This window comes from Rossellomorea sp. ABR4_004 (genome assembly GCF_056159585.1).
In genome coordinates this window covers 2375064-2388717 of sequence record NZ_JBSWVM010000001.1, presented here as the reverse complement: position 1 = coordinate 2388717, position 13654 = coordinate 2375064, and the positions used below count along the sequence as shown (strand labels likewise).

Here is a 13654-nt window from a genome sequence, read left to right as displayed (position 1 = left end):
GACTCTTTGTGGTTAAGTCCTCGATCGATTAGTATCAGTCAACTCCACATGTCGCCATGCTTCCATCTCTGACCTATCTACCTAGTCATCTTCTAGGGATCTTACTCACATACGTGATGGGAAATCTCATCTCGAGGGGGGCTTCATGCTTAGATGCTTTCAGCACTTATCCCTTCCGCACATAGCTACCCAGCGATGCCTTTGGCAAGACAACTGGTACACCAGCGGTGCGTCCATCCCGGTCCTCTCGTACTAAGGACAGCTCCTCTCAAATTTCCTGCGCCCACGACGGATAGGGACCGAACTGTCTCACGACGTTCTGAACCCAGCTCGCGTACCGCTTTAATGGGCGAACAGCCCAACCCTTGGGACCGACTACAGCCCCAGGATGCGATGAGCCGACATCGAGGTGCCAAACCTCCCCGTCGATGTGGACTCTTGGGGGAGATAAGCCTGTTATCCCCGGGGTAGCTTTTATCCGTTGAGCGATGGCCCTTCCATGCGGAACCACCGGATCACTAAGCCCGACTTTCGTCCCTGCTCGACTTGTAGGTCTCGCAGTCAAGCTCCCTTGTGCCTTTACACTCTGCGAATGATTTCCAACCATTCTGAGGGAACCTTTGGGCGCCTCCGTTACTCTTTAGGAGGCGACCGCCCCAGTCAAACTGCCCACCTGACACTGTCTCCCACCCCGATAAGGGGCGCGGGTTAGAATTTCAATACAGCCAGGGTAGTATCCCACCGATGCCTCCACCGAAGCTGGCGCTCCGGCTTCCAAGGCTCCTACCTATCCTGTACAAGCTGTACCAAAATTCAATATCAGGCTACAGTAAAGCTCCACGGGGTCTTTCCGTCCTGTCGCGGGTAACCTGCATCTTCACAGGTACTATAATTTCACCGAGTCTCTCGTTGAGACAGTGCCCAGATCGTTACGCCTTTCGTGCGGGTCGGAACTTACCCGACAAGGAATTTCGCTACCTTAGGACCGTTATAGTTACGGCCGCCGTTTACTGGGGCTTCGATTCGCACCTTCGCTTGCGCTAAGCACTCCTCTTAACCTTCCAGCACCGGGCAGGCGTCAGCCCCTATACTTCGCCTTACGGCTTCGCAGAGACCTGTGTTTTTGCTAAACAGTCGCCTGGGCCTATTCACTGCGGCTCTCTCGGGCTTGCACCCTACCAGAGCACCCCTTCTCCCGAAGTTACGGGGTCATTTTGCCGAGTTCCTTAACGAGAGTTCTCTCGCTCACCTTAGGATTCTCTCCTCGCCTACCTGTGTCGGTTTGCGGTACGGGCACCTTTTTCCTCGCTAGAGGCTTTTCTTGGCAGTGTGGAATCAGGAACTTCGCTACTATAATTCGCTCGCTATCACAGCTCAGCCTTATGCGATGATGGGATTTGCCTCATCATCAGCCTAACTGCTTAGACGCACATATCCAGCAGTGCGCTTACCCTATCCTCCTGCGTCCCCCCATTGCTCAAACGGAAAAGAGGTGGTACAGGAATATCAACCTGTTGTCCATCGTCTACGCCTATCGGCCTCGACTTAGGTCCCGACTAACCCTGAGCGGACGAGCCTTCCTCAGGAAACCTTAGGCATTCGGTGGATGGGATTCTCACCCATCTTTCGCTACTCATACCGGCATTCTCACTTCTAAGCACTCCACCAGTCCTTACGGTCTAGCTTCGCAGTCCTTAGAACGCTCTCCTACCACTGACACCTAGAGGTGTCAATCCACAGCTTCGGTGATACGTTTAGCCCCGGTACATTTTCGGCGCAGAGTCACTCGACCAGTGAGCTATTACGCACTCTTTAAATGGTGGCTGCTTCTAAGCCAACATCCTGGTTGTCTAAGCAACTCCACATCCTTTTCCACTTAACGTATACTTTGGGACCTTAGCTGGTGGTCTGGGCTGTTTCCCTTTCGACTACGGATCTTATCACTCGCAGTCTGACTCCCATGGATAAGTCTTTGGCATTCGGAGTTTGTCTGAATTCGGTAACCCGATGAGGGCCCCTAGTCCAAACAGTGCTCTACCTCCAAGACTCTTACACATGAGGCTAGCCCTAAAGCTATTTCGGAGAGAACCAGCTATCTCCAAGTTCGATTGGAATTTCTCCGCTACCCACACCTCATCCCCGCACTTTTCAACGTGCGTGGGTTCGGACCTCCATTCAGTGTTACCTGAACTTCATCCTGGACATGGGTAGATCACCTGGTTTCGGGTCTACGACCACATACTCAATTCGCCCTATTCAGACTCGCTTTCGCTGCGGCTCCGTCTCATCGACTTAACCTTGCATGGGATCGTAACTCGCCGGTTCATTCTACAAAAGGCACGCCATCACCCGTTAACGGGCTCTGACTACTTGTAGGCACACGGTTTCAGGTTCTATTTCACTCCCCTTCCGGGGTGCTTTTCACCTTTCCCTCACGGTACTGGTTCACTATCGGTCACTAGGGAGTATTTAGCCTTGGGAGATGGTCCTCCCAGCTTCCGACGGGATTTCACGTGTCCCGCCGTACTCAGGATCCACTCAAGAGGGAATGAAGTTTCAACTACAGGGTTGTTACCTTCTTTGACGAGCCTTTCCAGACTTCTTCGTCTACTTCATTCCTTTGTAACTCCGTATAGAGTGTCCTACAACCCCAAGAGGCAAGCCTCTTGGTTTGGGCTACATCCCGTTTCGCTCGCCGCTACTCAGGGAATCGCAATTGCTTTCTCTTCCTCCAGGTACTTAGATGTTTCAGTTCCCTGGGTCTGCCTTCCATACTCTATGTATTCAAGTAAGGATATTGTTCCATTACGAACAATGGGTTCCCCCATTCGGAAATCTCTGGATCAAAGCTCACTTACAGCTCCCCAAAGCATATCGGTGTTAGTCCCGTCCTTCGTCGGCTCCTAGTGCCAAGGCATCCACCGTGCGCCCTTCATAACTTAACCGAATTGGTTGTTACATCAGGTTTAAAACCTAAAATGGCGATACTCGGTAATTTCTTGACTATCAATTTATCTTTATCTAGTTTTCAAAGAACAATCATGTGTCTCGTAAGAGACAATATGGAGGGTTATTTTACTCCGCTGACGCTTCGTAAAAAACCTTGGTGGAGCCTAGCGGGATCGAACCGCTGACCTCCTGCGTGCAAAGCAGGCGCTCTCCCAGCTGAGCTAAGGCCCCTTGTATCGAGAATATGGTGGGCCTAAGTGGACTCGAACCACCGACCTCACGCTTATCAGGCGTGCGCTCTAACCAGCTGAGCTATAGGCCCATATTCCATAAAAATGAATGATAAGCAATGCTTACCATTGTTTGTGATGATTAAACCATCAAAACTGAACAAAACTTCGACTTGTCAAACGTTTAGTAAATCTTCCTTAGAAAGGAGGTGATCCAGCCGCACCTTCCGATACGGCTACCTTGTTACGACTTCACCCCAATCATCTGTCCCACCTTAGGCGGCTGGCTCCAAAAGGTTACCTCACCGACTTCGGGTGTTACAAACTCTCGTGGTGTGACGGGCGGTGTGTACAAGGCCCGGGAACGTATTCACCGCGGCATGCTGATCCGCGATTACTAGCGATTCCAGCTTCATGTAGGCGAGTTGCAGCCTACAATCCGAACTGAGAACGGTTTTATGGGATTGGCTAAACCTCGCGGTCTTGCTGCCCTTTGTACCGTCCATTGTAGCACGTGTGTAGCCCAGGTCATAAGGGGCATGATGATTTGACGTCATCCCCACCTTCCTCCGGTTTGTCACCGGCAGTCATCTTAGAGTGCCCAACTGAATGCTGGCAACTAAGATCAAGGGTTGCGCTCGTTGCGGGACTTAACCCAACATCTCACGACACGAGCTGACGACAACCATGCACCACCTGTCACTCTGTCCCCCGAAGGGGAAAGCCCTATCTCTAGGGTTGTCAGAGGATGTCAAGACCTGGTAAGGTTCTTCGCGTTGCTTCGAATTAAACCACATGCTCCACCGCTTGTGCGGGCCCCCGTCAATTCCTTTGAGTTTCAGTCTTGCGACCGTACTCCCCAGGCGGAGTGCTTAATGCGTTAGCTGCAGCACTAAGGGGCGGAAACCCCCTAACACTTAGCACTCATCGTTTACGGCGTGGACTACCAGGGTATCTAATCCTGTTTGCTCCCCACGCTTTCGCGCCTCAGTGTCAGTTACAGACCAGAAAGTCGCCTTCGCCACTGGTGTTCCTCCAAATATCTACGCATTTCACCGCTACACTTGGAATTCCACTTTCCTCTTCTGCACTCAAGTCCCCCAGTTTCCAATGACCCTCCACGGTTGAGCCGTGGGCTTTCACATCAGACTTAAGGAACCACCTGCGCGCGCTTTACGCCCAATAATTCCGGACAACGCTTGCCACCTACGTATTACCGCGGCTGCTGGCACGTAGTTAGCCGTGGCTTTCTGGTTAGGTACCGTCAAGGTACCGCCCTATTCGAACGGTACTTGTTCTTCCCTAACAACAGAGTTTTACGATCCGAAAACCTTCATCACTCACGCGGCGTTGCTCCGTCAGACTTTCGTCCATTGCGGAAGATTCCCTACTGCTGCCTCCCGTAGGAGTCTGGGCCGTGTCTCAGTCCCAGTGTGGCCGATCACCCTCTCAGGTCGGCTACGCATCGTCGCCTTGGTGAGCCGTTACCTCACCAACTAGCTAATGCGCCGCGGGTCCATCTGTAAGTGATAGCTAAAAGCCACCTTTCAACATTTCCTCATGCGAGGAAATGAGTTATCCGGTATTAGCCCCGGTTTCCCGGAGTTATCCCAGTCTTACAGGCAGGTTACCCACGTGTTACTCACCCGTCCGCCGCTGACTGATGGGAGCAAGCTCCCATCAATCCGCTCGACTTGCATGTATTAGGCACGCCGCCAGCGTTCGTCCTGAGCCAGGATCAAACTCTCCGATAAAAGTTTGAATAGCTCTTTAAAAATAAATCTAGAATTAACGTTGACGTATTGTCTTGTTTTGTTCAGTTTTCAAGGTTCAATATAACGTTGGGCTCTCATGAGCACCTCTTAAATATAACATTTTTCGTCATATAACGTCAAGCTTTATTTGAAATTTGTTTTTCGCGTCGTTTTGGCGACAAGGAATATAATAGCATCTTCTACTATAAAGAGTCAATAGTATTTTAAACCTTTTACAATTTTATTTCAGAAGAATGGATTTTCTGTTTCTTCCATTCTTCTGAATTGTGATCTGACGCACTAGTAATAGAAAGAAACAGTACCTTTCCAGGAATGGGGACACTCATCTTCTAAATGATCCAATATGTAGTGGAAAATGTGGTGAGGAACTCATTACGTTTTTTATTGGCCATTTGTTCACGTTTATAATCTATGAGGTCAATTCCGTAGTACTCTATTAAACCACGAGATCTCAGAGGGAGGAGAAGGGATATCCACATTATACTAACCACTACTGGTTATTTTGTAAAATCCATTACATAAACCAATAAAGGAATTTCAGAACGTTAATAGAAAACTAATAGAGAAAGAGTTTGGGATGAAGGGAGAATGTAAAAATGAATGAAGTCACTCGTGCCATTCAAGATGATTATCCAGATGAGTTTGCGTGGTGTTATGGCTGCGGCCGGCTCAATAAGGAAGGTCATCATTTTCGTACTGGATTTGAAGATGGTCATACGATTACAATGTATACACCTAAACCGGAACACACTGCCTTGCCAGGCTTCGTCTATGGAGGTTTGATTGCTTCCTTAATCGATTGCCACGGCACTGGTTCAGCCGCGATTGCTCTTCATCGAAAAAACGGTGAAGTGATTGGTGGTGGTCAAGAGCCTCCACGTTTCGTCACTGCTTCATTACATGTTGACTTTATCAAACCCACACCTCACCACGTTCCGTTAAAAGCGGTGGGCACCGTTCATGAAGTTCATCCTAAGAAATTCAGAGTGGAAACAGAAGTGTTTGCAGAAGGAAAGCTGTGTGCACGGGGTGAAGTAATAGCGGTAGTGATGGCAAAAACGTTTTTAAGTGAATAGTGGAAGACCAGCAAGTGCCCTTCCTTAATCCTGAACGGAAGGGCACTACAAAAATACAAGATTAAACTGGTTTGTTTCCCGCCTCGCTAAATAACTCATAGGTTCTCATCAACCTTGAAGCCGCTTCTTCCAACAATGCACTTCCGTTGGTCATGGCCTCCGTTAATGTCATAGGTCCATTGACAATTGGAAGAATTAGTTGAATACCTTCAGAATGGAGAAGTTCCAAGTCACCTTCAATTTTTCCTGCAAACACCGCTACTGGAATCCCATATTGTCCAGCTGTTCTCCCGATGCCTACAGGTACTTTTCCATAAAGGGATTGAACATCAACCTTCCCTTCTCCAGTCAAAACGAGTGCCGCGTCTTTCAAGTGATCCTCCAGGCAGCTCTCTTTTGCGATTATACTAAAACCACTCTCGAATACTGGTTGAAAAAAAGAAAGAAGGGAAAAGCCCAGCCCGCCGGCAGCTCCACTTCCTTGTTCAAGGCTGCAATCCAGTCCCGTATGTTCAACCACCTTTTCAGCAAAATGCTCCATTCCTCGTTCAAAGGCCGCAAGTGTTTCAACTTTGACACCTTTTTGAGGCCCAAATATGGTCACAGCCCCTACATTCCCCAAAAGAGGGTTCGTTACGTCTGAAGCGACTATCCACTTAACTCGCTTAAGCCTTTGATCAAACTGAGTATCATCGATGGATTGGATTTCTCCAAGCATGTTCCCTCCCGCTTCAAGCACATCACCCTGTTTATTGAAGAAACGGATGCCTAACGCCTGAAGGAACCCTGTCCCTCCATCAACGGTTGCACTACCTCCCAACCCAAGGATGATGTTCTCTGCTCCGAGGTCTAAAGCGGATCTTACTAGCTCCCCGGTCCCGAAAGTAGAAGCTACTCCCGGGTCCAACTCACTTTCTTTTAACAAAGTCAACCCGGAAGCAGCTGCTGTTTCAATAACGGCTGTCTTTGTTTCCGGTACCCAGCCAAAAGTTGCTGAAATTTCACGGCCCAGGGGATCGCTCACTTGAGCCGATCTTGTTTCCCCATTCATGATACTCATCATGGCATCGACCGTGCCTTCACCACCATCAGCCATTGGAATGATGACTGTTTCATATGAAGGATTAATCTGATGTATCCCTCTCCGTATTGCTTCAGCCGCTGTGATACTTGTCATGGATCCTTTAAAGGAATCGGGTGCAATGACGATTTTCATTGTTCTTCCCCCTTTTCTCTTTCTATGTAAAAAAGCAGCCAAGATTCAAGTAAGAAAATATCCCACCTGATGCTTCGACTGCCTCTCTTTTTGCTATAGTATGGTTATAGGATCCACAACTGGATGACGGTCAATCCCACCACACCTGGAATACCTAATATTCCAGAAATTGATGACGTTGCCAGATTAATAGGAACGTGGATTCCGTACTGACTGCCAAAGGCGTTCAGGAAAAATAAAAAGAGTGCTCCGATCATGACCTTCATGGCAACTTGTCCCACAAACCGAAGTGGCTTGATGGGTGTGCCGGTTGCCAATAGGAGTACAATCAGTCCGCTGATCACTGCAATGACGATAACTGGGCTCATACCCTTCTCTCCTCTCAACATAGAACATAAATAGTCTCTTATTGAAAGGATATGAGGGTTGTCTACCTTTTTATGACGATCTTTCTATGTTTTGCTTCTCTAAAGAGAAAAAAATATTTAGCTTCTGCTATTTTCGAGTGACAGTGGATGTTCAGATTATAATCCACACTCATCTCATCGATGGAACGTTGCTGATTCCAATGATCCTTGGTTTCGTCTAAAACGTGAAGTAAGGATTGGTCATACTCTTTTTTCAGCTTTCCTTTTTTCCGGAAAAACATAGGTATCCTCTCCTTCGTTAAACGTCTCTTCTTCCCTCAAGGGCTTTCGATAACGTTACTTCATCTGCATACTCAAGATCTCCACCTACAGGTAGCCCATGAGCAATTCTTGTGATTCGGATACCTGATGGTTTGACTAGCCGTGAGATGTACATCGCTGTCGCTTCCCCTTCTATGTTCGGGTTGGTCGCGAGGATGACTTCCTGGACCTCGTCACCGTGCAGACGCTTTATCAGATCCGGAACATTGATGTCCTCGGGTCCGATCCCGTCCATTGGAGAGATGGCACCGTGGAGCACATGGTATTGTCCGTTATATTCTTTCATCTTCTCCATGGCAATGACATCTTTGGGGTCTTGAACTACACAGATGATGCTGCGGTCACGTCTTTGATCCTCACAAATATAGCATGGATCCTGATCTGTAATATGGCCGCAAACAGAACAGTAACTTAGATTACGTTTTGCATTGACCAATGCTTTCGCAAAATCCAATACAGTATCTTCTTTCATGCTAAGAACAAAAAAAGCCAGTCGGGCCGCAGTTTTCGGCCCTATTCCCGGCAGTTTCATAAAGCTGTCGATCAGCTTCGATATAGGCTCAGGATAATGCATCGTATTGCCTCCTAGAACATTCCCGGTAGGTTCATTCCTTTAGTGAATTGACCCATAGTTGAGTTCGTTAATTCGTCTGCTTTCTTCAGTGCATCGTTTGTCGCTGCTAGGACTAAATCTTGTAGCATTTCTACATCATCCGGATCAACAGCTTCTTCGTTGATCTTTACATCAATCACTTGTTTGTGACCGGAAACGATAACAGTCACCATTCCGCCGCCAGCTGTTCCTTCGATTTGCTTTTCCCCTAATTCTTCTTGAGCTTCCGCCATTTTCTTTTGCATCTTTTGCATTTGCTTCATCATATTTTGCATATTACCATTTCCACGCATCATATTATTACCTCCAGTTAATTTTTTCTAGATTAATCGTTTAATTCTATTAAATCCATACCGACAAGCTTTTCAGCTTCCTTCAAGAGTGAGTCTCCATCTTGATCCTCGCCTGATGCTTCTCCATCTTCTGTTTTCGAGTTTCTGATAAAGTCTTCTCTTATGGACATCCACTGATCTTCAGGAATTCCAATCGCTGCATAGCTATTTCCTGTAAGCTCTTCCAGTATGGAAGCAATCGCTGAAGTGAAAGCTTGATTCTCCATTGCCATCTGACAATGGATATCGTATTTAAATTTTAACACAAATGAGCCGTTTGTAGCTGCTACAGGTTCAGCATCATTTAACAATGCTGATTGTGAACGCATTTGACGCTGGTTCAATGTTTCGACCATATCTCCCCAGCGGCTCTTGATCAGATTAAGATCTTCTTTCGTCGCCGTCCGGAGTACTTCCTGGATTTTTCCGGTAGGAGCCCTGAAACCTTTCTTGGCCCTGATCGGTTTTTTCGCCGGTTGTGAAGCCGGCTCTGCTTGAACCTTGACTCCATTCGCCTTCAGCTGTTCGATCTCTTTTTCAAGAAATTTGATCTTTTTCATCATCTCGCTCACTTCCGGAGAAGAAGCAGATGCAGGTGCTTCCATTTGACAAAGCTTCACAATGGAAACCTCCAGGTAGATCCGGGCATGATTCGTGAACTTCATTTCCTGACCCGCCTGATTCAAGACATCGATATATTGGTAAATCTGCTGAGGCTGAGTTTGACCGGCCAGTTCTTTAAAATCATCGTCAAGCATGACGCGTTCCAGTGATTCTTCAAGATTCGGAGCCGTCTGGTATAATAGCATATCCCTGAAATAAAGAATAAAGTCCTCAGCGAACCTCGCCGGGTCCTTCCCTTGGAATAGCAATTCTTCCAGGGCACCCAATCCACTTGTGACATCTCTTTCCAAAATCGCTTTCGCCAATGTATTTAAATATCCTTGAGAAACAGCACCTGTTACAGTCAAAGCATCGTCTACGGTTACCCGGTCCTGGCTAAAGGAGATGGCCTGATCAAGAAGGCTAAGGGCATCACGCATTCCGCCTTCAGCAGCCCGTGCAATAATCGTAAGGGCATTTTCGTCAAAGTTCACACCTGATTCCGTGGCAATATGACTCATCCTTCCCACAATATCCCTGGCTGTGATCCGTTTGAAGTCAAAGCGCTGACAGCGTGAGATGATCGTAAGGGGAATCTTGTGAGGCTCTGTAGTCGCAAGGATAAAGATCACGTGTTTAGGTGGTTCCTCTAACGTTTTCAGTAACGCATTAAAGGCTCCGATAGACAGCATATGAACTTCATCTATGATGTAGACTTTGTACTCGACTACGTTTGGAGAATATTTGACTTTATCCCGGATGTCCCGGATCTCTTCCACTCCGTTATTGGAAGCAGCATCGATTTCAATGACATCGGGAATCGAACCATCAGTAATCCCTTTGCATGCATCACACTCATTACACGGTTCCGCTATCGGAGACCTCTCACAGTTAACCGCTTTCGCCAAGATCTTCGCTGCACTCGTTTTCCCTGTTCCCCTTGGCCCCGAGAATAAATAAGCATGTGAAATCTTCTGATGAAGGAGGGCATTTTGCAACGTTTTCGTTACATGCTGCTGTCCAACTACATCAATAAATGACTGAGGACGCCACACACGATATAAAGCTTGATATGCCAAAATACTCCCCCCTCTTGTTTATGTACTATAGTGTCTATTATAACGTAATCTAAATCCCTTTTACAAAGAAAACCGGAGATCAATTTAGGTTAATCCTCTAACCTTTATATAAACAAAAAACTCACCCAATGAAGGATGAGTTGTTGTATATAAATTAAACTGCCGTGCACCTTTCGTCGACAAGCATCCATAGGCGTTACTCAAGCAGTTAGCTCGGCCCAGGCAACCCTGCGGCACATGGGAGCTTCCACTTAATGCTGCTTCCTTCCGGACCTGACATGGTTCATGGATTCCCATTGCGCAGGACCCAGGCGTCAACACCACTTACTTGAGGCAGCCCTACAGAGTGCCAGCCTCGGAAAGGAATTCGGTCTCGCTAGAGCGGATTGCGAGTACAGGGCACCGCTACCTCCCCACCTAGCACGGCAAAATTGATACCATATTTAGTTGCGTCATAAGTGCGACGCAAGATTAAGTATACTAGGATTTACGGTAAAAAGCAACGATGGAATACTGTAAGTTATTTACAGACCGGAAGTCCTGTTCTTTTTCTCAAACTTCTTCCGCTCTCGCAAGTCTTTAAAAAAACGGGAAAGGATTCCACCACACTCTTTTGAAAGTACTCCAGGCACTACTTCACATTGGTGATTAAATCGATCATCTTCCAGTAGATTCATTAACGTTCCCGCACAACCCGCTTTAGGATCTATTGCTCCATATATAACTTTGTCTATTCTTGAAAGGATGATCGCTCCACTGCACATCGGACACGGTTCAAGGGTGACATAAAGCTCCGTCCCCTCAAGCCGCCATGTGCCAAGCCTCTCACATGCCTCTTGGATGGCCAGTGTCTCGGCATGGGTGATGGCATTTTGACTCGTTTCTCTCAGATTATGAGCACGTGCGATGATTTCATCCCCCATTACAATGACCGCTCCTATCGGAACTTCCTGTATCGCTGCCGCCTTTTCTGCTTCCTTTAATGCTTCCATCATAAATCGTTCTTCTCTTATACCCATTATATACTCCTGTAAATTTATTTCTCTTTTCTTTATAAAATATCCCCATTCACTCCAAACTATAAGAGAAAGGGGCATTCCATATGATACCTAACGAAACAGCTCTTCTTATTATCGACATTATGAATCCGTTCGACTTTGAGCATGGGAATATATTGGCTCGCCATACCCGCAAAATTGTTGAACCTATAAACACATTACGTCACTATTGTACCAAACATCAGCATCCTGTCATTTATATTAACGACCATTATGAGTTATGGAAAGCAGATTACAAAGAGATTTACCAGAAATGTCATAATGATGTGAGTGATCGTATCATGACTCCGCTCCAGCCGACGGATAAAGATTTTTTTCTTATTAAACCAAAGCATTCCGCTTTTTACGGCACCGCGTTAAATACGCTTTTACACCATTTATCTGTAAAAAACCTTATCATCACGGGTATCGCCGGGAACATCTGTGTACTTTTTACAGCAAACGATGCCTACATGAGAGAGTTTAACCTTATTGTGCCCAATAACGCCATTGCATCTGTCAGTGATGAAGACAATCACTATGCGTTGACGATGATGAAAAATGTATTAAAAGCAAAGATAAATTCCACCGATGAGATAGTATAATATTTGTTCTGGAAAACATATCGCGGCCTTCCATTTCATAAGTTGATTATAATGAATGAAATATAGGAGGGTCTGTGTATGCAAATTCATGTTGTCCAACCGAACCAATCGTTATTTGGTATCGCACAAGCGTATGGATCAACAGTTAAGGATATAGTAGATGCCAATGAACTGCCTAACCCTGATAACCTCGTGGTCGGCCAATCACTGGTCATCCCTATTATAGGAAGCTTTTATTTTGTTCAACCTGGAGACAGCCTTTGGGCGATTAGTCAGAAAACTGGAGTCCCTTATCAGGAATTGGCAAGAGTGAATGGAATATCTCCCAATCAGCCTTTACAGGTGGGGTTTCGTTTATACGTTCCTCAGAAGCCCAAAGGCAATGCGGAGTTTAACGCATATGTAGAGCCCTACGGAAAAGAAGTCTCCCAAAACCTTGAAGATAGCGCCAAGGAAGCAGCACCATATCTTACGTATCTTGCTCCCTTCAGTTTTCAAGCGAAACGTGATGGCACCCTTCAAGAACCACCTCTCGGAAATCTGATTCAAACAGGGAAAGACAATAATAATGTCATGATGATGGCCATCACCAACCAAGAAGAAGGAACATTCAGCGATGAATTGGGACGTATCCTGCTGACCGACCAGGCGATCCAGGATAAGTTCCTCAATAATGTTGTCCAAACAGCCAAAAAATACGGGTTCAGAGACATTCACTTCGACTTTGAATATTTACGTCCACAAGATAAAGAAGCCTACAACCAATTTTTACGAAAAGCAAAACAGCGTTTTAATCAAGAAGGGTGGCTTCTTTCAACCGCCCTGGCTCCCAAGACAAGTGCCGACCAAAAAGGGAAATGGTATGAAGCCCATGATTATAAGGCTCACGGTGAAATTGTCGACTTTGTCGTAATCATGACCTATGAGTGGGGATATAGTGGAGGTCCCGCCATGGCCGTTTCCCCTATCGGACCTGTCCGTGAAGTGCTTGAATACGCCATTTCAGAAATGCCTCCATCCAAGATTCTCATGGGGCAAAATTTATATGGGTATGACTGGACCCTCCCATTTGTCCAAGGGAGTACGGCAAAAGCCATCAGTCCTCAACAGGCAATCAAGATAGCCTCGGATAACAACGTACCGATTCAGTATGATCAAAAAGCACAAGCCCCTTTCTTTAAATACCGTGACGGGAGTACAGGTAAGGATCATGAAGTATGGTTCGAAGACGCACGGAGCATCCAGGCAAAATTCGACCTCATGAAAGAGCTGAAACTAAGAGGGATGAGCTACTGGAAACTGGGTCTTCCCTTCCCACAAAATTGGCTGTTACTTTCTGACAATTTCAATGTTGTAAAAAGATAATAAATAGAAGCTGATGGATAGGTAAATCTATAAACACCTTATCCATCAGCTTTTTATTTGTGTTTCCATAAAGAATTGAACGGTG

General features: G+C 46.5%; 10 protein-coding genes, 2 tRNA genes, 2 rRNA genes and 1 other RNA gene. 3 read left to right on the top strand and 12 right to left on the bottom strand.

Going from position 1 to position 13654, the window contains the following annotated elements; translation table 11 throughout:
• Positions 1 to 8 precede the first annotated feature (8 nt).
• From ACXAF2_RS12055 to ACXAF2_RS12040, 4 genes are all read right to left on the bottom strand, one after another.
• Positions 9 to 2945: ribosomal RNA gene (locus tag ACXAF2_RS12055) — 23S ribosomal RNA — on the bottom strand.
• Positions 2946 to 3104: 159 nt separating this feature from the next.
• A tRNA-Ala gene (locus ACXAF2_RS12050) sits at positions 3105 to 3180 on the bottom strand.
• A gap of 14 nt (positions 3181 to 3194) precedes the next feature.
• Positions 3195 to 3271 (bottom strand) — tRNA-Ile (locus tag ACXAF2_RS12045).
• A gap of 110 nt (positions 3272 to 3381) precedes the next feature.
• Positions 3382 to 4933 (bottom strand): 16S ribosomal RNA (locus ACXAF2_RS12040).
• The 16S and 23S rRNA genes sit together here with 2 tRNA genes alongside, the layout of an rRNA operon.
• 617 nt (positions 4934 to 5550) lie before the next feature.
• Between ACXAF2_RS12040 and ACXAF2_RS12035 the strand changes: the two genes are divergently transcribed.
• The gene (locus ACXAF2_RS12035) at positions 5551 to 6030 is read left to right on the top strand and encodes a PaaI family thioesterase (RefSeq protein ID WP_475138932.1); all 480 of its coding nucleotides are present in this window, start codon (positions 5551 to 5553) and stop codon (positions 6028 to 6030) included.
• Between the two features lie 61 nt (positions 6031 to 6091).
• Here ACXAF2_RS12035 and ACXAF2_RS12030 read toward each other — a convergent pair whose 3' ends face one another.
• From ACXAF2_RS12030 to tadA, 8 genes are all read right to left on the bottom strand, one after another.
• Entirely contained in the window at positions 6092 to 7246 is a 1155-nt protein-coding gene (locus ACXAF2_RS12030; RefSeq protein WP_475138930.1) for a glycerate kinase, read from the bottom strand.
• A 104-nt stretch (positions 7247 to 7350) separates the two neighbouring features.
• The gene (locus tag ACXAF2_RS12025) at positions 7351 to 7614 is read right to left on the bottom strand and encodes a pro-sigmaK processing inhibitor BofA family protein (protein WP_148971420.1); all 264 of its coding nucleotides are present in this window, start codon (positions 7612 to 7614) and stop codon (positions 7351 to 7353) included.
• 62 nt (positions 7615 to 7676) lie between these two features.
• A complete protein-coding gene (locus ACXAF2_RS12020) occupies positions 7677 to 7895 on the bottom strand; it encodes a YaaL family protein (protein ID WP_044340677.1) in 219 nt (72 codons plus the stop codon).
• Between the two features lie 17 nt (positions 7896 to 7912).
• Positions 7913 to 8509 carry a recombination mediator RecR gene (recR, locus tag ACXAF2_RS12015; RefSeq protein WP_044340678.1) on the bottom strand — a complete coding sequence of 199 codons (597 nt, stop codon included), beginning with the start codon at positions 8507 to 8509 and terminating at the stop codon, positions 7913 to 7915.
• A gap of 11 nt (positions 8510 to 8520) precedes the next feature.
• Positions 8521 to 8844 (bottom strand): YbaB/EbfC family nucleoid-associated protein, encoded by a 324-nt coding sequence (locus tag ACXAF2_RS12010; RefSeq protein WP_172655813.1) that lies wholly within the window; start codon positions 8842 to 8844, stop codon positions 8521 to 8523.
• Between the two features lie 29 nt (positions 8845 to 8873).
• Complete coding sequence (gene dnaX / locus ACXAF2_RS12005; protein WP_475138928.1) at positions 8874 to 10562, bottom strand: DNA polymerase III subunit gamma/tau; 1689 nt, start codon at positions 10560 to 10562, stop codon at positions 8874 to 8876.
• Positions 10563 to 10724: 162 nt separating this feature from the next.
• Positions 10725 to 10988: signal recognition particle sRNA large type (gene ffs, locus ACXAF2_RS12000), an RNA gene on the bottom strand.
• Between the two features lie 98 nt (positions 10989 to 11086).
• On the bottom strand, positions 11087 to 11581 hold the full coding sequence (tadA, locus tag ACXAF2_RS11995; RefSeq protein WP_475138926.1) for a tRNA adenosine(34) deaminase TadA: 495 nt from the start codon (positions 11579 to 11581) through the stop codon (positions 11087 to 11089).
• Positions 11582 to 11664: 83 nt separating this feature from the next.
• Here tadA and ACXAF2_RS11990 point away from each other — a divergent pair, with 83 nt between their 5' ends.
• Both ACXAF2_RS11990 and ACXAF2_RS11985 read left to right on the top strand, forming a co-directional pair.
• The gene (locus ACXAF2_RS11990; protein WP_475138925.1) at positions 11665 to 12204 is read left to right on the top strand and encodes a cysteine hydrolase family protein; all 540 of its coding nucleotides are present in this window, start codon (positions 11665 to 11667) and stop codon (positions 12202 to 12204) included.
• 78 nt (positions 12205 to 12282) lie between these two features.
• Complete coding sequence (locus tag ACXAF2_RS11985; protein WP_475138923.1) at positions 12283 to 13569, top strand: glycosyl hydrolase family 18 protein; 1287 nt, start codon at positions 12283 to 12285, stop codon at positions 13567 to 13569.
• The last annotated feature ends 85 nt before the right edge of the window (positions 13570 to 13654 follow it).

Coding starts and splice junctions, on each gene's coding strand:
- tadA (WP_475138926.1), bottom strand. CDS start 11,581: ATGGGTATAAGAGAAGAACGATTTATGATGGAAGCATTAAAGGAAGCA.
- ACXAF2_RS12030 (WP_475138930.1), bottom strand. CDS start 7,246: ATGAAAATCGTCATTGCACCCGATTCCTTTAAAGGATCCATGACAAGT.
- ACXAF2_RS12035 (WP_475138932.1), top strand. CDS start 5,551: ATGAATGAAGTCACTCGTGCCATTCAAGATGATTATCCAGATGAGTTT.
- recR (WP_044340678.1), bottom strand. CDS start 8,509: ATGCATTATCCTGAGCCTATATCGAAGCTGATCGACAGCTTTATGAAA.
- ACXAF2_RS11985 (WP_475138923.1), top strand. CDS start 12,283: ATGCAAATTCATGTTGTCCAACCGAACCAATCGTTATTTGGTATCGCA.
- ACXAF2_RS12025 (WP_148971420.1), bottom strand. CDS start 7,614: ATGAGCCCAGTTATCGTCATTGCAGTGATCAGCGGACTGATTGTACTC.
- ACXAF2_RS11990 (WP_475138925.1), top strand. CDS start 11,665: ATGATACCTAACGAAACAGCTCTTCTTATTATCGACATTATGAATCCG.
- ACXAF2_RS12010 (WP_172655813.1), bottom strand. CDS start 8,844: ATGATGCGTGGAAATGGTAATATGCAAAATATGATGAAGCAAATGCAA.
- ACXAF2_RS12020 (WP_044340677.1), bottom strand. CDS start 7,895: ATGTTTTTCCGGAAAAAAGGAAAGCTGAAAAAAGAGTATGACCAATCC.